The organism is Streptomyces sp. NBC_01306 (assembly GCF_026340465.1).
Lineage (GTDB): Bacteria > Actinomycetota > Actinomycetes > Streptomycetales > Streptomycetaceae > Streptomyces.
On the sequence record NZ_JAPEPC010000001.1, the window covers coordinates 1,479,625 to 1,501,698 of the forward strand.

Below are 22,074 nucleotides of genomic sequence, written 5' to 3' on the forward strand. Positions count from 1 at the left end.
CCTGTTGACCTGGCGTGGGGGAGCCGAGTCGGGCATCACGGGGTGACTGTCGTGGCCGGGGCCTTTGTTTACTGCTGTCTGTTCACTGCTGTCTGTCTACTGCTGTCTGTTCACTGGCGCTGTGTATCTGTGAGCGGAGCGGCTGGGGCCTCAGACCGCTTCGGCCGTCTCGGGCAGCTGCTCGGCGAGACGTTCGGTGAGGTCGGTGACCGCGGGGACGTCGCCGAAGTCCCTGACCGCCGTGTGGACGGTCTTGCGGAGCCTGGTGTTGACGCGCTCGGAGCGGACGCGTTTGGCGATGTGCAGGGCCTTGGTGGCGAAGCAGGTGGACTGCTCGGGTTCCCGCTTCAGCAGATGGACGGTGGCCATCCCGACGAGGTTCAGCGCGTAGGAACGCTGGTGTTCGTCGTCCTTCTCGAAGAGCGCGACCGCGTTGTCGATGACCGGCTCCGCGAGCGAGGCGTAGGTGGGGCTGCGGCCGGCCACATAGGCGAGATCCCGGTACGAGTGGCCGTTCTCGCCGTTCAGTTCGGCCTCCGAGAAGAAGCGGATCCAGTCGGGCTCCGGCTCGCCGTCGAAGCCCGCGTCGGAGAAGGTGTCCTCGGCCATCCGCACGGCCCGTTTGCACTTGCTCGGCTGGCCCATGTTGGCGTAGGCGCGGGCCTCCATCGCATACAGCATCGCCTGGGTGCGGGGGGTGGCGCACTCGCGACTGCCGTACTGGGCGAGATGGACGAGTTCCAGGGCGTCGTCGGGGCGGCCGAGATGGATCATCTGCCGGCTCATCGAGGACAGGATGTACGAGCCGAGTGGCTTGTCCCCGGCCTCCTTGGCCGCGTGCAGCGCGAGCACGAAGTACTTCTGGGCGGTGGGCTGGAGACCGACGTCGTAACTCATCCACCCGGCCAGCTCGGCCAGTTCGGCCGCGCACCGGAACAGCCGCTTCGATGTGGCTCCCGGCTGGGGCTCCTGCAACAGGTCGGTCACCTCGTGCAGCTGGCCGACGACCGCCTTGCGGCGCAGCCCGCCACCGCACTGGGCGTCCCACTGGCGGAACATCGCCGTGGTGGACTCCAGCAGTTCGAGCTCGGGCCGCGAGAGCCTGGACGGTCGCCGTGCGTGGTCGGCGGGCAGTTCCGCGGTGGGCTCGCCCGCGGGCGTGGGCACCAGCCAGCGCTGCATCGGCTCGATGAGCGTCGGGCCCGCGGCCAGGGCGAGCGAGGCGCCGAGGAAGCCGCGCCGCGCGAGCATCAGGTCGCTGCGGGAGAACTCACTGAGCAGCGAGACCGTCTGCGGGCCCGCCCAGGGCATGTCGACTCCGGACACCGAGGGTGACTGGTGCGCCGCGCGCAGCCCCAGGTCCTCGATGGCGACCACGCTGCCGAAGCGTTCGGAGAACAGCTCCGAGAGGATGCGCGGAATGGGCTCACGCGGCTGCTCGCCGTCGAGCCAGCGCCGCACCCGCGAGGTGTCGGTGCTGATGTGGTGCGCGCCCATCTGCCGCGCCCTGCGGTTCACCTGGCGCGCCAGCTCGCCCTTCGACCAGCCGCTGCGCACGAACCACGATCCGAGCCGCTCGTTCGGGCGTTTGCCGGCACCCGTCTCGCCGTCGCCACTGCCGCCCACTGGAACGCCCCCATCCCGCTGAAGCCTCATTACGCCAACCCATATCAGAATGCCGCGAGTTGAGGTTCGCTGTCCGGCGCTTGCGCCCCTTCGAACAGAAAACCGGCTTGCCCCCGGCATACCCGTGAGTGCATCCGACCCGAGGGTTCGTGCACTGAAAGTAATCCTACGATCACGCACCCGGCGAGGGCGATCCCGGAAACGCCACCATTCGCCACCCCTTCGAATGAACGCGCCTGCCGCCAGGCGCGATTGACTTGACACTCGACGATCAGGATCGGGTGGAGCGGTGCACGCCGGGGCGCGTGAATCGTTCCGCACCACCCCCAACGTCACCCCGCACCTCCCCGATCAGGGTGTTTGCAACTCAGGGTGACGGAGAGGCTCCAGGTCGTAACCACCGGCGCGCACGACCCGTTGGAGGGGGCATGGGCTTCACTATCGGCGGCATCCGGGACATCCGCTCCGGCACCCGGCGTCGCGGCCGCACACCGCAGAGCACGGCGGTGGCCGAGTTCACCGGACTCTGGGGCTGGGACGTGGTTCCCGGCGCGCGCGCCGCCGCGGGCAACTGCTCCTGCGGAGAGGCCGGATGCGCGTCACCGGGCGCCCATCCCCTCGGGTTCGCGCCCGAGGTGCCCGCGGGGGCCACCCTCGGTGAAGCGACGAGAGCCTGGTCCCTGACGCCGGGCGCCGCGGTGCTGCTGCCCGTCGGCCGCTGCTTCGACATCATCGACGTCGCCGAGCCCGCGGGGCACACGGCCCTGATCCGGATGGAGCGCATGGGGCTCCCGCTGGGCCCCGTGAGCGCGACCCCGGACGGCCGGGCCCAGTTCTTCGTCGCCCCGGGCGCCGCCCGCGAACTCCCCGAACTGCTCTACCGGATGGGCTGGGACGATGCGGACCTGGATCTGCACGGCCTGGGTCCCGGCGAGCACATCACCGCCCCGCCGTCGAACCACGCGGGCCTGGGCCCGGCCCGCTGGCTGCGCCCCCCGTCCCTGGAGACGGCGAGCGGCCCGCCCCAGGCCCGGCTGCTGCTCGGCACCCTCGCGTACATCTGCCACCGCCACGTCCCCGCCTGACACGCCTCCCGTGCCGGCCGGCGCCGGCGCGGGACAGCGCGAAGGGCCCCGCCACATCTGCACCGTGTGGCGGGGCCCTTCGCGGTTCTTCCTGCTTCGGACGCCGGGTCCTGGGACACCGCGGCGTCGTACGGCCGGGTCTTCGGACACTGCGGCTTCGGACTCTGTGTCGTCGGCCACCGTGCCTTCGGACAGCCGGGGCTTCAGGCGGCCCGGTTCACTCCCCGACCAGCGCGTCCACGAACGCCTCGGGCTCGAACGGGGCCAGGTCGTCCGGGCCCTCGCCGAGGCCGACCAGCTTGACCGGTACGCCCAGTTCGCGCTGGACGGCGATCACGATGCCGCCCTTGGCCGTACCGTCCAGCTTGGTCAGCACGATGCCGGTGATGTCCACCACCTCGGCGAACACCCGCGCCTGCACCAGGCCGTTCTGCCCGGTCGTCGCGTCCAGTACGAGCAGCACCTCGTCCAGCGGTCCGTGCTTCTCCACGACCCGCTTGACCTTGCCGAGCTCGTCCATCAGGCCGGTCTTGGTGTGCAGCCGCCCGGCGGTGTCGATGAGGACGACATCGGCGCCCTCCTTGATGCCTTCCTTCACCGCGTCGAAGGCGATCGACGCGGGGTCGCCGCCCTCGGGGCCACGCACCGTGCGGGCGCCGACCCGTTCGCCCCAGGTCTGGAGCTGGTCGGCGGCGGCGGCCCGGAAGGTGTCGGCCGCGCCGAGCACCACGCTGCGGCCGTCGGCCACCAGGACCCGGGCGAGCTTGCCGGTGGTGGTGGTCTTGCCGGTGCCGTTGACCCCGACGACCATGACGACGCCCGGGGTCTCCAGACCGCCCTCGGTCTTGACCTCGCGGTCGAAGTCCGTACCGAGCAGGTTCAGCAGCTCCTCGCGCAGCAGGGCTCGCAGATCCTGCGGCGTACGGGTGCCGAGCACCCTGACCCGCTCACGCAGCCGCTCGACCAGCTCCTGGGTCGGCGCGACACCGACGTCGGCCGTGAGCAGGGTGTCCTCGATCTCCTCCCAGGTGTCCTCGTCGAGGTTGTCGCGGGAGAGCAGGGTGAGCAGTCCCTTGCCGAGCGAGTTCTGCGAGCGGGCGAGCCGGGCGCGCAGCCGTACGAGACGGCCCTCGGTCGGTTCCGGGATCTCGATCCGCGGGGCGACGGGCTCCGCGACGACCGGGTCCTCGACCGCGGCGGGGGCGCCCGCGGCCTCGTCGGCGGGCGGGAGGTCCACCTCCTCGATGGTGCGGCGCGACTCGTCGCGCGGTGGGGCAGCGTCCTCGCCGACCTGAGGTTCGGCGGGAGGCGCTGTGATGGTCGGCGCACTCGGCGGTGCCGTGGGCAGCTGCTTCTTCTTGCGGCTGCTGACCACGAGCCCGCTGATCGCGCCGACAGCGACCAGGGCGATGACTACAGCAAGGATCACGATTTCCATAACCCACCCAGTATCAGTCACAGCTCAGCGTTCGGTCACGGCCCGGCCGCAGGTCCCTTCGTGGGAACACACAAGGGACTAAATCCTCTATTTGAAATTTTCCCGGCGGCCCTACCATGATGTCGCTATCTACGCGCGTCACATCGTCTTTCCCCCGTCCCCAACTCCCCTCACACGTGCACGGAGTAACTTCATGCCCCACGCCTCCGACGTCGAAGGCGCGGTGGAAACCCGCGGTCTCGAACCAGTCCCGGACACCGAACGCAAAGGCCGTGTCCGCGACCTGATCCCGACCTGGGTCGCCGCCAATATCAGTGTGCTGCTCCTCGCGATGGGCGCGAGTCTGGTCGTCGCCGACAAGCTGAACTTCTGGCAGGCACTGATCGCCGCCTTCGTGGCCCCGGTCATCAGTTACGGTCTGGTCGGCTTCATCAGCATCGCCGGCAAGCGCGGCGGTGCCCCCGGCATGGCCCTGTCCCGTTCGGTGTTCGGCCAGCGCGGCAATCTGCTGCCCGGCTCGCTGATCTGGATCGCCCGCTGGGGCTGGGAGACGATCAACGCGGTGACCGGTGCGTACGCGCTGCTCACCGTGCTGGACATCTGCTTCGGCATCCACAGCAGCACCCCGCTGATCGTCGTGACCCTGCTGCTGTTCGTCGCTGCCACGTTCCTGATCTCCGGCCTCGGCATCAACGCCCTGCACCTGTGCAACAAGTGGTCCACGTATCTCTTCGGGATCTTCTCCGTCCTGGTGCTGGTCTATCTGATCGCCGACACCGACTGGTCCGCCGTGTTCGCCAAGCCCGCCGGTACCACCGCCTCCCTGGTCGCGGGCATCGGCCTGATCGCGGCCGGCGGCCTCAGCTGGGTCCCGTCAGGACCGGATTTCGCGCGGTATCTGCCGCGGCGCTCCTCCGGTACGGGCATGGTCGGCGCGTCGATCGGCGGCGCGGGCATCGTCGTGCTGCCGATGGTGCTGATGGGCGCCGTGATGGCGGTCTCCACCCCGGACCTCGCGAACGCGTCCGACCCGGTCTCCTTCCTGGGCAAGGTCCTGCCGATGTGGATCGCGGTGCCGTACCTGCTGATCGCCGTGGTCGGCATGGTCCTGATCAACGCGATGTCGATGTACTCGGCCGGCTTCACCGCGCTGACGCTGGGCATCAAGGTGCCGCGCGCCTGGGCGGTCTCCGTGAACGCCGTGATCAGCGTGGTGCTCGGGCTGGTCCTGATGCTGGCGGCGACGAGCTTCCTCGGCTCCTTCGTCGCCTTCCTGTCGCTGCTCGCGGTGGCCTTCTCGGCCTGGATAGGGGTCTTCGGCGCGGACATGCTGCTCGGCCGGAAGTACGACCCGGTGGCCCTGATGGACACCACCCGGACCAGCGCCTACTGGTACCGGGGCGGCTTCAGCCCCGCCGCCGTCGGTGCCTGGCTCGCCGCGCTCATCACCGGGATGCTGTTCACCACGGCGGGCACCGCGGGCTCGGCCTGGTTCAGCGGACCGTTCGCGGACACCTGGCTGGGCCGCAACGGCCTCGGCTGGGTGGTCACCATCCTCGTCTCGGGCGTGCTCTACGCCGTACTCCCGAAGCCGAAGCCGAAGGCGCAGGGCGGCGCGACGGGCCAGGGTCCCGACGCCGACCGTGAGCCCGCGGGTCTACCTATCTGACGCCGCGTCAGCTACCGTCCCCCTTCGCCAGCTCCCACCCGGCGAAGGGGGATTTCCCGTCATGGCCTTCACAGTCGTCAGGTTCAATCTCGTCGATCCGCGGGCGACCCCCGAGTCACTCTCCGCCCGCTATCGCGCCGCCCTGGAGATGGCCGCGTACGCGGACGACCGTGGCGTCGACACCGTCCAGACCGAGGAGCACCACGGCGTCGGCAACAACTGGCTGCCCTCCCCGTTCGTCTTCGCGGGCTCCGTCTTCGGGGCCACCCGCCGGATCGCGGTCACCGTCTCCGCGATCATCGGCCCGCTCTACGACCCGCTGCGCCTCGCGGAGGACATCGCCGTCCTCGACCTGATCAGCGCCGGCCGGCTGGTCACGGTGGCGGGCATCGGCTACCGGCCCGACGAGTACGCGCAGCAGGGCGTCGAGTGGACCCGGCGCGGCCGGCTCCAGGACGAGCTGCTCGATACCCTGCTGGCCGCGTGGACCGGGGAGCCGTTCGCGTACCGCGGGCGTACGGTCCGGGTCACCCCGCGCCCGTACACCACTCCGCACCCGCTGCTGCTCGTCGGCGGATCGTCCCGGGCGGCCGCCCGCCGGGCGGCGCGGCTGGGGCTGCCGCTGTTCCCGAGCGCGTATCTGCCGGAGCTTGAGGCCTACTACCACCAGCAGCGCGCGGAGTACGGGACCGAGGGCTTCTGCATGATGCCGGAGGCCGAGACCCCGCTGCTGCACATCGCGGAGGATCCCGACCGGACCTGGGCCGAGTACGGCGAGTACTTCCTGCACGAGGCGCGCACCTACTCCTCCTGGCAGTCCAAGGACATCCACTCCGCGGTCCGTTCGGCGGCGGAGACGGTGGACGGGCTGCGCGCGGAGGGCGTCTACCGGATCGTCACCCCGGACGAGTGTGTGGCCCTGGCCGAGGGCGGCGCCGGGAGCCTCGTACTGCATCCGCTGTGCGGCGGGATACCGGTGGACGAGGGCTGGCGCAGTCTGCACCTCTTCGCCGAGCGCGTGCTGCCCCGGCTCAAGAGCTGAACCGGGGCGGGCGGGAGCGGGGCACGAGGGCGGGCGCAGGGCAGACCCGGCCTCAGCCCATCTGTTCCAGCGTCTTGCCCTTGGTCTCCTTCACGAACAGCAGCACGAAGGGGATCGAGAGCACAGCGAAGACGGTGTAGATCACGTACGTGGCCGAGAGGTTCCAGCCGGCGAGGCTCGGGAAGCTGGCCGTGATCGCCCAGTTGGCGATCCACTGGGCCGAGGCGGCCACCCCGAGCGCGGCGGCACGGATCTTGTTCGGGAACATCTCGCCGAGGAAGACCCAGACGACGACACCCCACGACATCGCGAAGAAGAACACGAACCAGTGGGCGGCGATGAGCGCGACCCAGCCCTGGGCCGTCGGCAGTTTGCCGCCGACGAGATGGTACGAGAAGGCCCAGGCCTCCAGGGCGAGCCCGATGACCATGCCCACGGAACCGATCAGCACGAGGGGCCTGCGGCCGATCCGGTCCACGAAGATCATGGCGACCACGGTGCCGATGATGTTGATGATGGACGTGGTGAACGAGTACAGGAACGAGGTCGAAGGGTCGATACCGACGGACTGCCACAGGGTCGCGGAGTAGTAGAACGCGACGTTGATGCCGACCAGTTGCTGGAAGGCCGAGAGGCCGATACCGATCCAGACGATGCGTTTGAAGTAGAAGCCCCCGCCCAGCAGGTCGCTGAACTTCGACTTGTGCTCGCGCTTCATGGCCAGCTTGATCTCGGCCACCCGCGCGTCGAGATCGACGTGCGAGCCCTCGACCTCGGACAGCACCTTCCTGGCCCGGTCCGGCTTGCCCGCCTCGATCAGATAGCGGGGCGACTCGGGGATGGCGAAGGAGAGCAGTCCGTAGATGACGGCCGGGATCACCATGACACCGAGCATGAGCTGCCATGCCTCGACACCGAGCAGCTTCCCCCGCTGGTTGCCGTTCGCAGTCTGGAGGATGCCGTAGTTGACGAGCTGCGATACGGCGATGCCGATGACGATCGCCGCCTGCTGGAAGGACCCGAGCCGGCCGCGGTACGCGGGCGGGGAGACCTCGGCGATGTAGGCCGGACCGATGACCGATGCCATCCCGATGCCGAAACCGCCGATGATGCGCCAGAGGGCCAGGTCCCACAGGGCGAAGGGCAGCGCGGAGCCGACGGCGCTGATGGTGAACAGCACGGACGCGATCTGCATACAGCGGATACGCCCGATGCGGTCGGCGATGCGGCCGGCCGTCGCCGCGCCGATCGCACAGCCGATCAGGGCGACGGCGATGACCTGGGCGAGGGTCCCCGAACCGATGTTGTACTTGTCCCGGATGCCCTCGACGGCTCCGTTGATCACCGAGCTGTCGTAGCCGAACAGGAACCCGCCCATCGCGGCCGCCGCCGTGATGAAGATGACGTGAGCGAGGTGCTCCGGGGCAGCCGGGGCGCCTCCGGCCTGCGGTGTGTTCGCCGTGCTTGTCACATGAGCTCCTCGGGCCCGTCCGCGATGACGGCCATGGGGGTACGAGCCCCTCCAGTTCCGCACAGCTTCCGGGCGCCCACCACTTGAGGACCGGCGCATCTGAGGGCCGCTCAGCCCGGCCGGGACCGATTGCCCACCGGGGCCCGTTCAGCGGAGACGCTGGCTGATGACCTTGGAGACCCCGTCGCCCTGCATGGAGACGCCGTAGAGCGCGTCGGCCACCTCCATCGTCCGCTTCTGATGAGTGATCACGATGAGCTGGGAACTCTCCTGGAGCTCCTCCATGATCCGGATCAGCCGCTGGAGGTTGGTGTCGTCGAGCGCGGCCTCCACCTCGTCCATCACGTAGAACGGACTGGGCCTGGCCTTGAAGATCGACACCAGCAGGGCCACGGCGGTCAGCGACCGCTCCCCGCCGGAGAGCAGCGACAGGCGCTTGACCTTCTTGCCCGGCGGCCGGGCCTCGACGTCCACACCGGTGGTGAGCATGTTGCCGGGGTCGGTCAGGATCAGCCGTCCGTCGCCGCCGGGGAAGAGCCGCGCGAAGACCCCTTCGAACTCGCGTGCGGTGTCGCGGTACGCCTCGGTGAAGACCTGCTCGACGCGTTCGTCGACCTCCTTGACCACCAGCAGCAGGTCGGCCCGCGTCTTCTTCAGGTCCTCCAGCTGCTCGGAGAGGAACTTGTGCCGCTCCTCCAGCGCGGAGAACTCCTCCAGAGCGAGCGGATTCACCTTTCCGAGTTGCTGGTACGCCCGTTCGGCCGACCTGAGCCGCTTCTCCTGTCCGGCCCGGTCGAACGGCACCGGCTGGTTCCGCGGATGGTCCGGATCGTCGGGCAGCTCCTCCCCCTCGGCCGCGGGGGACGGCGGCACCGGCTGGTCCGGGCCGTAGTCGGCCACCAGACCGGCCGGCTCCACGCCAAGCTCCTCCAGCGCCCTGGTCTCCAGCTGCTCGATCCGCAGCCGCTTCTCGGCTCCGATCACCTCACCGCGGTGCACCGAGTCGGTGAGCCGGTCGAGTTCGGCCTTGAGGTCGCGGCCCCGGTTCCGCTCGGCGGCCAGCTCCTGCTCGCGCCCGGCCTTGGCGGCCTCGGCGGCGGCCCTCTCCTGCTCGGCGCGGACCAGCGACACCTCGACATGGGCGAGCAACTGGCGCGCCCCGTCGCCGACGGCCGACGCGACCGCTGCCTCGTGGCGCAGCCGGGCGCGGCGCTGCTCGGCGCGCGCCCGGGCCTCACGCTCGGCGCGCGCTCCCCGGTCGAGTGCTTCGGCCCGCCCCGCGAGCCCCTTGACCCTCTCCTCATGGGTACGGGCCTGGAGCCTGGCCTCCATCTCGGTCTGCCGGGCATTGGCCCCGTCGGCGGCCAGCCGGTCCCGTACGGAGGTGTCCGGCTCCTCCTCCATCGGTGACTCCTCGGCCACCAGCAGCCGTTCGGCCAGCTCCTCGGCCTCGCCGGTCGCACGCTCCAGCGCATCCTGGGCCTTGGCTGCGGCCGCCGCCGACCGCTCGGCCTCGCCCGCCGCGCCCCGCGCCTGCCCGGCCAGGCGCCCGAGCTGCTGGGCGACACCGGACTTCTCCCGGTCGGCTGCGCGCCGTAGTTCCGCCAGCTCGTCGACGAGCGCCGCGCACTCCGCGCGCCGGGCTGCCGCGGCGCGCTGCGCGCCGGCCAGCTCGTCGCACCGTACGGCCAGCTCCGCCAGCCCGGCGGCGGCCTCGTCCACGGACGCCTGCACCTCCAGCAGGCTGGGCGCACCGGCGGACCCGCCGTGTGCGAAGTGCGCTCCCAGGACATCGCCTTCGGCGGTCACGGCGGTCAGCCCGGGCCGTTCGGCGATCAGCTCCTCGGCGTCTTCGAGGGTGCCTACGACGACGATGTCGCGCAGCAGTCTCCGCACCCCGGGCAGCAGTTCGGCGGGGCCGCCGACCAGATCGACGGCGAAGGGCGCCGCGAGAGCGAGGGCGGCACGGTCCGGTCCCGGTCCGGTCCCGCCGGACGGGACAGAACCGGCACCGCTGTCCTCGTGGCCTGCGGACCGGCCTACTGAATGGCCTGCTGCCTGACCGCCGGAATGCCCTCCGGGCCGACCTGCGGGCCGGTCCTCCGAAGCAGCCCCCGCACCGTCGTCGCCATGCCGGGCCTCCGGCACCTCAGGAGCCCCGCCGCCCGGCTGCCCGGGAACGGCCGTACGGACCTGGCCCGGCAGCCCACCGGCGCCGGACTCCCGCACCGGTGCCGCGGCCGTGCCGGGCAGCAGGGTCGCGCGGCCGGCGTCCTGCTTGCGCAACCGGCGGATCGCGTCCGCCGCGGTGGCCGTGTCGCGCACCGCGAGCGCGTCGGCCGCCACACCCAGCGCGGCAGCCACCGGGACCTCGTACCCGGCGGCCACCGTCAGCAGCTCCGCGACCGGGCCCAGCAGACCGGCCGGGCGGTCATCGGCTCCGAGCAGCACCCCGGTGCCGTCCTTGCGGCGCAGCCCGAGCGCCAGCGCCTCGTGCCGGGCCGCCAGCGCGGCCCGCTCCCGCTCGGCGGCCGTGGCCGCCTCCCGGGACGCGGTGAGCGCGGTCTCCGCCTCCGCCAGCGCCGACTTCGCCGCGCTGTGCCGGTCGGCGAGGTCCAGGTCACCGGCTTCGAGCCCGTCGACCTCGGCCTTGAGCTGCTCGTACTCCTGCTGGGCCGCTTCGGCGCGCTCCTGCGCCCCGTCCCGCGCCGCGGCGAGCCGGTCGATCTCGGCCTGCGCCGAACCGGCTCTGCTGCGGGCCGCGTTGACCTGCCCGTTCAGCCGCGCGAGCCCTTCGCGCCGGTCGGCGATGGCACGGGCTGCGTCCCTGAGCCTGCGCTCCTCGGCGGCGAGTTCCCGCTCCAGCTCGGCCCGGTGCGCCGAGGTGTCCTCCAGCGCGCGCTCCGCGGACTCCAGCGCGGCCTCCAGCTCGGCCTCCTGCTCCCGGATCCTGGCGGCCTCGCGCTCCATCATCTCGGGGGACTCGGGATCACGGCCCCGCCGCTCCTCATCGGGGGCGGCGGACGCGCTCTTCACCCGCGCGTCGGCGAGCGAGACCGTACCGCGCACCCGCTCGGCCAGCTGCGACAGCTCGTACCAGGTCTGCTGGGCCCGCTGGAGCCTCGGTGCCAGCTGCCGCACCTCGTCCTCCAGGCCGGCCTCGCGTGCGAGCGCGGCCTTGAGCGCCGTCTCCGCGGTCTCCCGGCGCTCCTTCAGCGCGGCCTCGTCGGCGATCTCGCTCCGCAGCGCCCGGCGCATCGTCACCAGATCGTCGGCGAGCAGCCGCAGCCGCGCGTCCCTGAGGTCGGCCTGGATGACGGCGGCGCGCCGGGCGACCGCGGCCTGCCGGCCCAACGGCTTGAGCTGGCGGCGCAGTTCATCGGTGAGGTCCTGCACCCGCGCGAGGTTGGCCTGCATCGCGTCCAGCTTCCGCAGCGCCTTCTCCTTGCGCTTGCGGTGCTTCAGTACGCCTGCGGCCTCCTCGATGAAGGCCCGGCGCCCCATCGGATCCGCGTGCAGTACGGAGTCGAGCTGTCCCTGTCCGACGATGACGTGCATCTCGCGGCCGATCCCGGAATCCGACAGCAGTTCCTGGATGTCCAGCAGCCGGCAGGTGTCGCCGTTGATCTGGTACTCGCTGCCGCCATTGCGGAACATGATCCGGGTAATGGTGACTTCGGCGTACTCGATGGGCAGCACACCGTCGGAGTTGTCGATGGTGAGCGAGACCTCGGCGCGGCCCAGCGGCGGCCGGCCGGTCGTCCCGGCGAAGATGACGTCCTCCATCTTGCCGCCGCGCAGCGATTTGGCGCCCTGCTCCCCCATGACCCAGGAGAGCGCGTCGACCACGTTGGACTTGCCTGATCCGTTGGGCCCCACGACACAGGTGATGCCGGGCTCGAACCGGAGAGTGGTGGCCGAGGCGAAGGATTTGAACCCGCGGAGGGTCATGGCCTTGAGGTGCACGCCGCCGGACTCTACCTTTCACTGCCGGTTTCACCCATGAAGGTGCAGGGCACATCAGACGTTAAAGGAAGCACACGCGGCAGTGCGTGACGGGGCGGGGAGCGACCGGGGGGAAAGAGACAGAAAAGGCAGAAAGAAAGAAGGGACGCCGAAGCGTCCCTTGCATATCCTTGCGCATTGGATCTCAAGCGGCTGTACGGATCAGCCCGGCCGGTACCCTTGTGGGGTGCGGGTCAGGTGAGCGCAGGCTCCGCCTGGGGTACGTCCATGTCGATACCGTCGAGCAACGAGTCTCCGTGGTGCTGGACTGCGGCGGCCAGCGCGTCGTTCTCGGACTGAATCCGTACGAGCTCGGATTCGAGGTCCTGGACGCGCTGCTGAAGCCGTCGCATCTCGGAGAGAAGTCGCGGGTCGGAACCGCCGACGTAACCGAGAAGCGCCTTTGCCATGATGGATGGTCCTCCACACTGAGTGACCGACCGAAGAGTGGTGGGTCGTAGGGGGAATCGCACCCGCGGAACTCGGCAGCCTCTGTCTTCTCTGCTGTTTTCTCTGCGTTTCTCGCTGCCGAGCAGCTGAGGTGCGCGGGGCTTCCAGAGTCTCACCAAAAAGTTTGACGGTCAACACGATCACACCCCGTATCGATGGGCAGACCCGGGGGCACACGCCGGACGATGTCCGGTGCGGCTCTCCTGCGGGGCCCAGGGGGCGTGGAGATCATTCCTACTGCGGCAGCCTGGCACGGAGAGCGCTTCTTGGCAACCACCAGGCATTTTCTGCCTCACACATATGTCAGAGGCAGATCGGCGGGGCCCCCGGCCACCGCCGGGACCGGGCGCGTCAGCGGATCTCGAAGGTCTGGTAGATGTGCCGCGGAGTGTCCCAGATCTCACTGACACCGTCGACGCGGCCGGGTGTGTCGGACGACCTCAGCCACTCCAGGAGAAGGTCGCACTTCTCCCGCGGTCCTTCGGCGACGACCTGCACCCTGCCGTCCTCCAGATTGAGGGCGAATCCGGTGAGCCCACCGATCCGCAGGGCGTTCGCCCTGGTGAACCAGCGGAACCCCACGCCCTGGACCTTGCCGCGCACCCAGGCGGCGAGCCGTACATCTTCGTTCATGTCTGCACGCTAACCGGCCAATCACCCCGGCAGCACTTCGCCCCCACGGCCCATCCGCTACAGTCCCTGGCCATTGAGCTTCACCTGTACGGGTGAGTCACGCCGACGCCGAGCACGAGGAAGGGCACCGCGCATGGGACGCCACAGCCGCTCCGCCGCAGCCGGTTCCGCCACCGTTGATGATCCGGCGGCCTCCGGGACCCGGCGGCGGAACCGGGCCCACGGCAAGGGCCGGGGCTCCACACCTCTGCGCACCGGGCTGCTGGGCGTGTCGGCGGCCGTCGCGGTGGGCGCCGTGGCGATGGCATCGGGGCTGCTGCCCGGCGGCGACACCTACACGGTGGGCGGCTCGGGCGGCAGTGACCAGGTCCGCGCCGACGGCGTACCCGACCTCCAGACCCAGGGCGGATCGTCGGCCACACCCGCATCGGACACCCCGCCCGCACCGGCCGGTCCGGCAACCGCCCGCGCACACGCCCCGTCGGCCTCGCCGTCCGCGCACAAGCCGAAGGCTCCCGCCGTACCGTCGCAGCGGAAGAAGAGCGCCCCCGCGTCGCCCAGCACGGCACCGGCCCGGACGGCGGCGCCCGGTGCGACGCCCCGGCACACCGAGTCCGCCCACACCGAAGCGGCCACCAGTGCCGAGAGCAGCGCGGCCGCGGCGGTTCTCAGCCTGGTCAATCAGCAGCGGGCCCAGGCCGGTTGCCGGCCGGTGCGGGCCGATACGGGGCTCGCCTCGCTGGCCGGGGCCTTCAGTGCCGAGATGGCGTCCCGGGGCTTCTTCGACCACACCGATCCCGACGGGGCCACCCCGTGGGACCGGGCGGACAAGGCGGGCGTGAAGGGCCTGGGCGGCGAGAACATCGCACGCGGCCAGGCCGACGCCGCCGCCGTGATGGACTCCTGGATGCACAGCCCGGGCCACCGCGCGAACATACTCAACTGCGACTTCACGACGCTCGGCGTCGGCGTCCACTTCGGCCCGGGCGGGCCCTGGTGGACCCAGGACTTCGGCTACTGAGCCGGTCCGGCCGGTGAGCGGCCGGACCCCGGCCCGGCAACGCGGCCGGGCATTCGCCCGGGCACCCGGTCAGCCGCGCGGTCCGGCGGGCGGGCGCTGGCAGCGCGGGCAGAAGTAGCTGGACCGGTTCATCCAGGGCCGGCGGCGCATGGGGGTGCCGCAGCGGCGGCACGGCTCGTCCTCCCGCCCGTAGGCGTCCAGCGACCGGTCGAAGTATCCGGATTCGCCGTTCACATTGACGTAGAGGCTGTCGAAGCTGGTGCCGCCCACGGCGAGGGCCTGGTTCATCACATCCCGCACATGGCCGAGGAGTTCCGTGGTCCGGGGGCGGGTGAGCGTGGCGGTGGGGCGCTCGTAGTGCAGCCGCGCACGCCAGAGCGCCTCGTCCGCGTAGATGTTGCCGACCCCGCTGATCAGCGACTGGTCGAGCAGGGCGCGCTTGATGGTGGTGCGGCGCAGCCGGAGCGCCGAGTGGAACGCGGCGTCGTCGAACTCCTCGTCCAGCGGGTCGCGGGCGATGTGCGCGATGACGTCGGGCAGCCCGTCGGGGGTGTTCGGGTGCAGCGAGAGCCCGCCGAAGGTCCGCTGGTCCACGAAGCGCAGCTCGGTGCCCTCGATGTCGTCGAACCGGATCCGGATCCGCAGGTGCTTCTCGTCGGGCACCGCTTCGGGCTGGACCAGGAGCTGCCCGCTCATCCCGAGATGGCCGAGGACCGAGTACGCGGCCCCGGGCTCCCCGCCGGTGGAGTCGGCAGCGGCGGTGTCCGTGGCGGGCACGTCCTCCAGCGGCAGCCAGAGGTACTTCCCCCGGCGGCGGGCCACGCCGAACCGGTGTCCGCGCAGAGCCGTGGCGAAGTCATCGCCGCCCGCGGTGTGACGGCGTACCGCTCGGGGGTGCAGCACCTGCACATCGGCGACGGTACGGCCGGAGACCCAGCGTTCCAGTCCGCGCCGTACGACTTCGACCTCGGGCGACTCGGGCACGCTGCTCCTCAGGGGTGGATCACCGGTGAACGGTGAAGAGGCTGAGAGGGACCATAAAAAGAACAATGGAAAAGAACCACGAAAAGAACCGCCCGCCCCCCGGAGGGGACGGGCGGGGAAAGAACCGGCGTCAGGCCGAGGCCGTGCCGGCGGCCGGAGCCGAAGAGGTGTCGGCGTCCTCTCCGTGGGCGGCGGGGGCGGTCTCGGCCGCCACCGCGCGCTCTTCCGCCGCGGCGCTGATCGCACGCCACGCGGACTCCGCCGCCTGCTGTTCCGCTTCCTTCTTGCTGCGGCCGGTGCCGGTGCCGTACGAGACACCACCGACGCGAGCGGCAGCGGTGAAGGTCTTCTCGTGGTCCGGACCGGTCTCACTGACCAGGTACTCCGGGACCCCGAGGCCTTCGCTTGCGGTGAGTTCCTGGAGGCTGGTCTTCCAGTCCAGGCCCGCACCGAGGTTGGAGGACAGCTCGATGAGGGGGTCGAAGAGCCGGTGCACCAGCTCGGACGCCGCTTCGAGGCCCTGATCCAGATAGACGGCGCCGATCACCGCTTCGAGGGTGTCGGCGAGGATGGATGCCTTGTCCCGCCCGCCCGTGCCTTCTTCGCCCCGGCCGAGCCGGATGAAGAGACCGAGTTCGAGCCCACGGCTCACCCCTGCGAGCGCACGCGAATTCACCACTGCCGCCCGGAGCTTGGCCAGCTGGCCCTCCGGGAGATCGGGGTGGGTGCGATAGAGCGTGTCCGTGACCACCAGGCCGAGCACCGAGTCCCCGAGGAACTCCAGCCGCTCGTTGGTGGGCAGACCGCCGTTCTCGTACGCGTACGAACGGTGGGTCAGCGCACGCACCAGAAGGGCGGACTCGAGTGTGTACCCGAGCCGCCCTTCCAGAAGCGTGTGGGACGAGGCATTGTCCGTCTTGTTGACGTCAGACATTGCGCCTCTCACCAGCCGCTCAGACCTCGAGGACCTGGCGCTTGTTGTAGGTGCCGCAGCTCGGGCACGCGATGTGCTGGAGCTTCGGCTCCTGGCAGCGCTCGCACGCAACCAGGGTGGGGACCGCAGCCTTCCACTGCGACCGGCGGTGGCGCGTGTTGCTGCGCGACATCTTCCGCTTCGGAACAGCCACGGCTACTTCTCCTGCTTCTCGTCGACGCCAGGTTCGGCGCCGTCAACGTTGTCCTTCTCGCCGACCTGGCCGGTCCCGACGAGTCCCTGCAGCGCCGCCCAACGTGCGTCGACGGCGTCATGGTGGTGACCGGGTTCGTCGTCCAGCCTGATTCCGCATTCGGAACACAGGCCGGCGCAATCCTCCCGGCACACCGGCTGCATCGGCAGTGCGAGCACCACCGCATCACGCAGCACTGGTTCGAGGTCGAACAAGCCGTCCTCAAGGGGGGTGATTTCCTCGTCCTCGTCGTCGGCACTGTCAGCCGGGTCCGCCTTCTTGCTGCGGCCCCGGTCGTCGGCTTCGGGGTACGAGAACATCTCCTGGAAATCCGCTTCGAGCTCTCGCTCCAGCGGCTCCAGACACCTTACGCACTCCCCCTTGGCGGCTGAACGGGCGGTGCCTGTGACAAGCACCCCGTCCATGACCGACTCAAGGCGGAGCTGCAGTTCTACGGGAGTGCCTTCCGGCACTCCGATGACCCCGTCGATGCCGAGGTCCTTGGGAGCTGCGACCGAGCGGGTAAGCCGCTGGAGCGCACCGGGACGCCGGCCCAGCTCGTGTGTGTCGAACACGAGGGGGTTGCGGTGGTCGAGGCGGGCGTTCAGGGCTCTTCCTGCTTTCGGATCGCTGAAGACTGGGGAATGAGGCGCCGCCTCGTCGGGAACCGTCCGGAGACCATCGGAACGGGCAGCGCAGATCGCGGAGGTACGGGCGACCGAAGAGCCAGGATACTGGACCGGCCGCCGTAGACCCAATCGGCCCCTTCGGGCCTCCGGGCCCCCCGGCCCTCAGCGCCCCTGTTCGTACTCGCGCAGCTGATCCAGGTTGATCATGCTGGTGTCGAAGAGACTGGTCTCGTCGAGAGCACCCTGCTGCTGGGGGTGGGGCGGCTGCTGGGGATGGGGCGGCTGCATCTGGTCGGGCCCCGGGTAGCCGTACCCGTCCTGCTGGGGCTGCTGCTGGTATGCGTACGGGTCCTGCTGGTACGCGTACTGCTGCTGCTGGTACGCGTACGGGTCCTGGGGCTGCTGCTGGTAGCCGTACGGGTCGTACATCTGCTGGACCGGCTCCTGGACCGGCATGTCGGCGAGGTGCTGCGGCGGCTCGTCCGGCGACAGCTGGGCGGCCATCGGGGCAGGTGACGCCTGGACGGGCACCTGGACTGCCGCCGGGGCCTGCGGCTCCGCCAGGTCCGAGAGGAAGTCGGCGTCACTGCTGTGCCTGCGGCCCATCTCGTCCTGCTCGGCCATGTGCACGCCCAGCTCGTCCGACGCGACCCGGCCGTGCAGTTTCTGCCGGCCGCGCCCCACCGCTTCGAGGGTCTTGGCCATCACGGCCTCGAAGGCTCCGAGCTTGGTGTCGACGTACTCGTCGGCGCGCATCCGGAGCGTCTCGGGGTCCTGGCTGCGCTCCGGCGCCTCCGGGTCCTCGTAACCCTCGTCGTCCAGGCCAGGACCGCGGCCGAGCAGCTTCTCGCGGCCCCGGTCGACGGAGCCGATGGTCTTGGTGAGGACGACTTCGAAGTTCGCCAGCTTGGAGTCGACGTAGTCGTCGGCCTCGGCGCGGATCTCCTCGGCCTCCCGCCGGGCCTCGGCGAGCACCCGGTCGGCCTCGTCCTGGGACTGCCGGGCGACCTCGGTGTCGGAGATGAGGGAGCCGCGCTGGGCGTGCGCCGCCTCGATGATCCGCTCGGCCTCGTCACGGGCCTGCTCGACCAGCTGCTCACGGCCGCCGATCAGCTCCTCGGCCTGCGCGAGAGAGCCCGGCAGGGCCTCGCGCACCTCCTGGAGCATCGCCAGCAGCTCGGCGCGGTTGACCACGCAGGAGGCCGACATGGGCATGGACCTGGCACTGCCGACCGTGTCGACGATCTCGTCCAGCTTCTTCTGCACGTCCACCGTGGGCGCCACCTGTTCTTCCGGCCTGGAGACGGACGGGGACGACTGTACGGCCAGTCGGCGCCCGCCCGACACCTGGTGACGGTCCGTCAGTTCAACCCGGCGCCGTCATGCGGCCCTTATCCGGCTTCCCGCTTCTCGCGGAGGCGCTGCGTCAGGGCCTCGGAGACCAGCGGAGGCAGCAGGTGCGAGACGTCGCCGCCCCAGGTCGCGACCTCCTTGACCAGGCTGGAGGAGAGGAAGCTGTAGGTCGGGTTGGTGGGGACGAACAGCGTCTCGACCCCCGAGAGACCGTTGTTCATCTGGGCCATCTGCAGCTCGTAGTCGAAGTCGCTGACCGCGCGGAGGCCCTTCACGATGGCCGGGATGTCGCGCTGTTTGCAGAAGTCGACGAGAAGACCGTGGAACGACTCGACCTCGACGTTCCCGAAATCGGCCGTGACCTGGCGGATCAGGTCCATCCGCTCTTCGACGGAGAACAGGCCGTGCTTCGACTGGTTGATCATCACAGCCACATGCACGACGTCGTACAGCTTGGAGGCACGGCCAATGATGTCGAGGTGTCCATTGGTGATGGGGTCGAATGACCCCGGACAGACGGCGCGGCGCAACTGAAGTCCCTCGCTCCCGGGTCCGGTCATCGTGCGTCTTCGCACGTAGAGGCGGCGCGACCGTACCAAAGCGTGGCCTCGCCGTACCGGCGGGCCCGCAGCGGCTCAAATCCCTTGGGCCACTTGAACTCTCCGCCTCTTGTGCTCCGTTCCACCGTGACGAGCGCGTCGCCGGTGAGCCAGCCCTGAGCACCGATTGTGAGCAGGATCTCGCGAAGATCGTCATCGGTGACGGCGTACGGCGGATCGAGGAAAACCACGTCGTACGGGGAGTCCGGCGCCGGTCCTGTCACGATCTGCTCGGCTTTGCCCGTCCGCACTTCCGCACCAGGGAGACCGAGCGTACGGACGTTGTCGCGGACCGTGGCCACCGCCCGTGCGTCCGCCTCGACGAGCAGCGCGTGCGCAGCGCCACGGGAGAGCGCCTCCAGGCCGACGGCGCCCGACCCTGCGTACAGATCGGCGATCCGGGTTCCGTCCAGGGTGCCGAGCAGCGCCTCCCAGGTGGAGAAGAGCCCTTCGCGCGCACGGTCGGATGTGGGGCGGGTGCCGTTGCCCGGCGGTACGGCGAGGCGGCGCCCGCCGGCCGTACCGGCGATCACGCGGGTCATCTCGGTCCTTGTCCTTCTCGATGGGCGGATACTCGGTGGGCGGAACTCAGCAGGTGGAACTCGGTGGGCGGAGCCGGTCCTGGCCGGGCTCCTGTCCCGGCCAGTCTCTCAGCCCTTGTCGAGGTACCGCTCGCGCTCCTGGTCGAGGAGGGCGTCCAGGGCGGTGCGCAGTGCGGGCAGCCGGGTGAGCTCCGGATCCGCCGCGACGACTTGGGCGGCCTCCTCGCGGGCCGCCGCGATGACCTCCTCGTCGTCGATGACGGCGAGCATCCGCAGCGAGGACCGCACGCCGGACTGGGCCTGGCCCAGGACGTCGCCCTCGCGGCGCTGTTCGAGGTCGATACGGGACAGCTCGAAGCCGTCGAGGGTGGCGGCCACCGCGCCGAGCCTGGCGCGCGCGGGACCCGCTTCGTGCGCCTCGCTCACCAGGAGGCAGAGACCGGGCGCCGAACCGCGGCCCACCCGTCCGCGCAGCTGGTGCAGTTGCGATACGCCGAACCGGTCGGCATCCATGATCACCATGACGGTGGCATTGGGCACGTTGACCCCGACCTCGATGACCGTCGTCGCGACCAGGACATCCACCTCGCCCGCCGCGAAGCGGCGCATGACGTCGTCCTTGTCGTCCGGTGCCATCCGCCCGTGCAGCAGCTCGATGCGCAGCCCCTTGAGCGGGCCGTTCCTGAGCTGTTCTGCGGTCTCGACCACGGCGAGCGGGGGCCGCTTGTCCGCGTCGGCCCCGGCCTCCCCCGCTGCCGCGTCATCGGATCCGGGCTTCCGCTTCTTCGGCTCGTCCTCGCCGTCCCCGATGCGCGGGCACACCACGTACGCCTGGTGGCCGTTCTCCGTCTCCTCGCGCACCCGCTCCCAGGCCCGGGCCAGGAAGTGCGGCTTGTCCTTGGCCGGTACGACATGGGTGGCGATCGGGGAACGGCCCGCGGGGAGCTGGTCGAGGACGGAGGTCTCCAGGTCCCCGAAGACGGTCATGGCGACCGTACGGGGAATGGGCGTGGCCGTCATGACCAGCAGATGGGGCGGCTGCTTCCCCTTGCCCCGCAGCGCGTCCCGCTGCTCGACACCGAAACGGTGCTGCTCGTCGACCACAACCAGGCCGAGGTCGTGGAACTGGACCTTGTCCTCGATCAGCGCGTGCGTGCCGATGACGAGCCCGGCCTCACCGGTGACCAGGTCGAGCAGCGCCTTGCGACGGGCGGCCGCGCCCATGGAGCCGGTCAGCAGCACGACCTTCGTGGACTGCTCGCTGCCGCCGAGCATCCCGCCCTCGGCCAGCTCGCCCATCATCTCCGTGATGGAGCGGTGGTGCTGCTGGGCGAGCACTTCGGTGGGCGCGAGCATCGCGGCCTGGCCGCCCGCGTCGACGACCGTGAGCATCGCGCGCAGCGCGACCATGGTCTTGCCCGAGCCGACCTCTCCCTGGAGCAGCCGGTGCATCGGGTGCTCGGTCGCGAGACCCTCGAAGATCTCCCCGGTGACCTTCTGCTGGCCCTCGGTGAGGGTGAACGGCAGCTTGGCGTCGAAGGCGTCGAGCAGCCCGCCCGGTACGGGTTTCCGTGCCACCGCGGGCAGTTGGGTCTCGGCGTACCGCCGGCGTGCCAGCGCGACCTGGAGCACGAAGGCCTCGTCCCACTTCAGCCGGTCCCGCGCGACCGCGACATCGGCCTTCGTCTGCGGCCGGTGCACCTTCAGCAGTGCGTCGGGCAGCGTGGTGAGTCCGCGTCCGTCCCGCAGCGCGGGCGGCAGCGGGTCGGCGGCCTCCTGGGCGGCGGGCAGTACGGCGTCGACCGCCTTGGCGATCTTCCAGGACTCCAGCCCCTTGCAGGCCGGGTAGATGGGGATCAGCTGATTCGCCCAGGCCTCGACGGTGCCCGCGTCGGTGTCGGCGTCCAGCAGTTCGTACGTGGGGTGGGCGAGCTGGAACTTCTGGTTGAACTTGGAGACCTTGCCCGCGAACATCGCACGGCGGCCGGGGAGCAGCTCCTTGTGGGGCTTGTGGATGCCCTTGCCGAAGAAGACGAGCTGCAGTCGGCCGCTGCCGTCGGTGATGTTCACCTCCAGGCGCCTGCCCCTGCCCTGGTTGAAGGTGAGCACCCGGGCGTCGGCGACCTGGGCGAAGACGGTGACGTGCTCGTCCAGGGGCAGCTCGGCGAGCTGGGTGAATTCACCGCGCTCGGCGTATCTGCGCGGGTAGTGGTGCAGCAGGTCACCGACCGTGTGCAGGTCGAGGTGCTCGGCCATCACCTTGGCGGTGGGGGCGCCGAGCGTGTTCTTGAGGGGTTCATCGAGCGCGGGCACGCGGTCCATTGCACACCATGGGTCCGACAGCGGGGGTATTTCCCCTTC

General features: G+C 70.4%; 18 protein-coding genes. 4 read left to right on the plus strand and 14 right to left on the minus strand.

Annotated elements, in window-relative coordinates:
• Positions 1-150 precede the first annotated feature (150 nt).
• A complete protein-coding gene (locus OG385_RS06200) occupies positions 151-1,626 on the minus strand; it encodes a hypothetical protein (RefSeq protein WP_266852541.1) in 1,476 nt (491 codons plus the stop codon).
• A 428-nt stretch (positions 1,627-2,054) separates the two neighbouring features.
• Between OG385_RS06200 and OG385_RS06205 the strand changes: the two genes are divergently transcribed.
• On the plus strand, positions 2,055-2,711 hold the full coding sequence (locus OG385_RS06205) for a bifunctional DNA primase/polymerase (RefSeq protein ID WP_266852543.1): 657 nt from the start codon (positions 2,055-2,057) through the stop codon (positions 2,709-2,711).
• Between the two features lie 217 nt (positions 2,712-2,928).
• Here the strand turns inward: OG385_RS06205 and ftsY are convergent, their stop codons facing one another.
• On the minus strand, positions 2,929-4,149 hold the full coding sequence (gene ftsY, locus OG385_RS06210) for a signal recognition particle-docking protein FtsY (RefSeq protein ID WP_266852545.1): 1,221 nt from the start codon (positions 4,147-4,149) through the stop codon (positions 2,929-2,931).
• A 193-nt stretch (positions 4,150-4,342) separates the two neighbouring features.
• On the opposite strand from ftsY, the gene OG385_RS06215 reads away from it, so the two are divergent.
• A complete protein-coding gene (locus tag OG385_RS06215; RefSeq protein ID WP_266852547.1) occupies positions 4,343-5,818 on the plus strand; it encodes a cytosine permease in 1,476 nt (491 codons plus the stop codon).
• Between the two features lie 61 nt (positions 5,819-5,879).
• Positions 5,880-6,860 carry an LLM class flavin-dependent oxidoreductase gene (locus OG385_RS06220; protein ID WP_266852549.1) on the plus strand — a complete coding sequence of 327 codons (981 nt, stop codon included), beginning with the start codon at positions 5,880-5,882 and terminating at the stop codon, positions 6,858-6,860.
• Between the two features lie 52 nt (positions 6,861-6,912).
• Here the strand turns inward: OG385_RS06220 and OG385_RS06225 are convergent, their stop codons facing one another.
• The 4 genes from OG385_RS06225 to OG385_RS06240 all read right to left on the minus strand — a co-directional run bounded on the left by OG385_RS06225 (position 6,913) and on the right by OG385_RS06240 (position 13,419).
• On the minus strand, positions 6,913-8,331 hold the full coding sequence (locus tag OG385_RS06225) for a sugar porter family MFS transporter (RefSeq protein WP_266852551.1): 1,419 nt from the start codon (positions 8,329-8,331) through the stop codon (positions 6,913-6,915).
• A 147-nt stretch (positions 8,332-8,478) separates the two neighbouring features.
• Positions 8,479-12,297 carry a chromosome segregation SMC family protein gene (locus tag OG385_RS06230; RefSeq protein ID WP_266852553.1) on the minus strand — a complete coding sequence of 1,273 codons (3,819 nt, stop codon included), beginning with the start codon at positions 12,295-12,297 and terminating at the stop codon, positions 8,479-8,481.
• Positions 12,298-12,530: 233 nt separating this feature from the next.
• Positions 12,531-12,746: a hypothetical protein gene (locus OG385_RS06235; RefSeq protein WP_164267867.1), complete on the minus strand. Its 216-nt coding sequence runs from the start codon at positions 12,744-12,746 to the stop codon at positions 12,531-12,533.
• A 391-nt stretch (positions 12,747-13,137) separates the two neighbouring features.
• Positions 13,138-13,419 carry an acylphosphatase gene (locus OG385_RS06240; RefSeq protein WP_266852558.1) on the minus strand — a complete coding sequence of 94 codons (282 nt, stop codon included), beginning with the start codon at positions 13,417-13,419 and terminating at the stop codon, positions 13,138-13,140.
• A gap of 133 nt (positions 13,420-13,552) precedes the next feature.
• Between OG385_RS06240 and OG385_RS06245 the strand changes: the two genes are divergently transcribed.
• Entirely contained in the window at positions 13,553-14,440 is an 888-nt protein-coding gene (locus tag OG385_RS06245; RefSeq protein ID WP_266852560.1) for a CAP domain-containing protein, read from the plus strand.
• Positions 14,441-14,509: 69 nt separating this feature from the next.
• Here the strand turns inward: OG385_RS06245 and mutM are convergent, their stop codons facing one another.
• The 8 genes from mutM to recG form a co-directional block, all read right to left on the minus strand.
• Positions 14,510-15,424: a bifunctional DNA-formamidopyrimidine glycosylase/DNA-(apurinic or apyrimidinic site) lyase gene (gene mutM / locus OG385_RS06250; RefSeq protein WP_266852562.1), complete on the minus strand. Its 915-nt coding sequence runs from the start codon at positions 15,422-15,424 to the stop codon at positions 14,510-14,512.
• 130 nt (positions 15,425-15,554) lie between these two features.
• The gene (rnc, locus tag OG385_RS06255; RefSeq protein ID WP_266852564.1) at positions 15,555-16,358 is read right to left on the minus strand and encodes a ribonuclease III; all 804 of its coding nucleotides are present in this window, start codon (positions 16,356-16,358) and stop codon (positions 15,555-15,557) included.
• Positions 16,359-16,377: 19 nt separating this feature from the next.
• Positions 16,378-16,551 carry a 50S ribosomal protein L32 gene (gene rpmF, locus OG385_RS06260; RefSeq protein WP_030753522.1) on the minus strand — a complete coding sequence of 58 codons (174 nt, stop codon included), beginning with the start codon at positions 16,549-16,551 and terminating at the stop codon, positions 16,378-16,380.
• A gap of 2 nt (positions 16,552-16,553) precedes the next feature.
• Complete coding sequence (locus OG385_RS06265; RefSeq protein WP_266860673.1) at positions 16,554-17,198, minus strand: DUF177 domain-containing protein; 645 nt, start codon at positions 17,196-17,198, stop codon at positions 16,554-16,556.
• A 183-nt stretch (positions 17,199-17,381) separates the two neighbouring features.
• Positions 17,382-18,491 carry an ATP synthase F0 subunit B gene (locus tag OG385_RS06270; RefSeq protein WP_266860675.1) on the minus strand — a complete coding sequence of 370 codons (1,110 nt, stop codon included), beginning with the start codon at positions 18,489-18,491 and terminating at the stop codon, positions 17,382-17,384.
• Between the two features lie 119 nt (positions 18,492-18,610).
• Positions 18,611-19,102 (minus strand): pantetheine-phosphate adenylyltransferase, encoded by a 492-nt coding sequence (coaD, locus tag OG385_RS06275; RefSeq protein ID WP_266860677.1) that lies wholly within the window; start codon positions 19,100-19,102, stop codon positions 18,611-18,613.
• A 26-nt stretch (positions 19,103-19,128) separates the two neighbouring features.
• A complete protein-coding gene (gene rsmD, locus OG385_RS06280) occupies positions 19,129-19,713 on the minus strand; it encodes a 16S rRNA (guanine(966)-N(2))-methyltransferase RsmD (protein WP_266852569.1) in 585 nt (194 codons plus the stop codon).
• 108 nt (positions 19,714-19,821) lie between these two features.
• Positions 19,822-22,035: an ATP-dependent DNA helicase RecG gene (recG, locus tag OG385_RS06285; RefSeq protein ID WP_266852571.1), complete on the minus strand. Its 2,214-nt coding sequence runs from the start codon at positions 22,033-22,035 to the stop codon at positions 19,822-19,824.
• Positions 22,036-22,074: the final 39 nt, after the last annotated feature.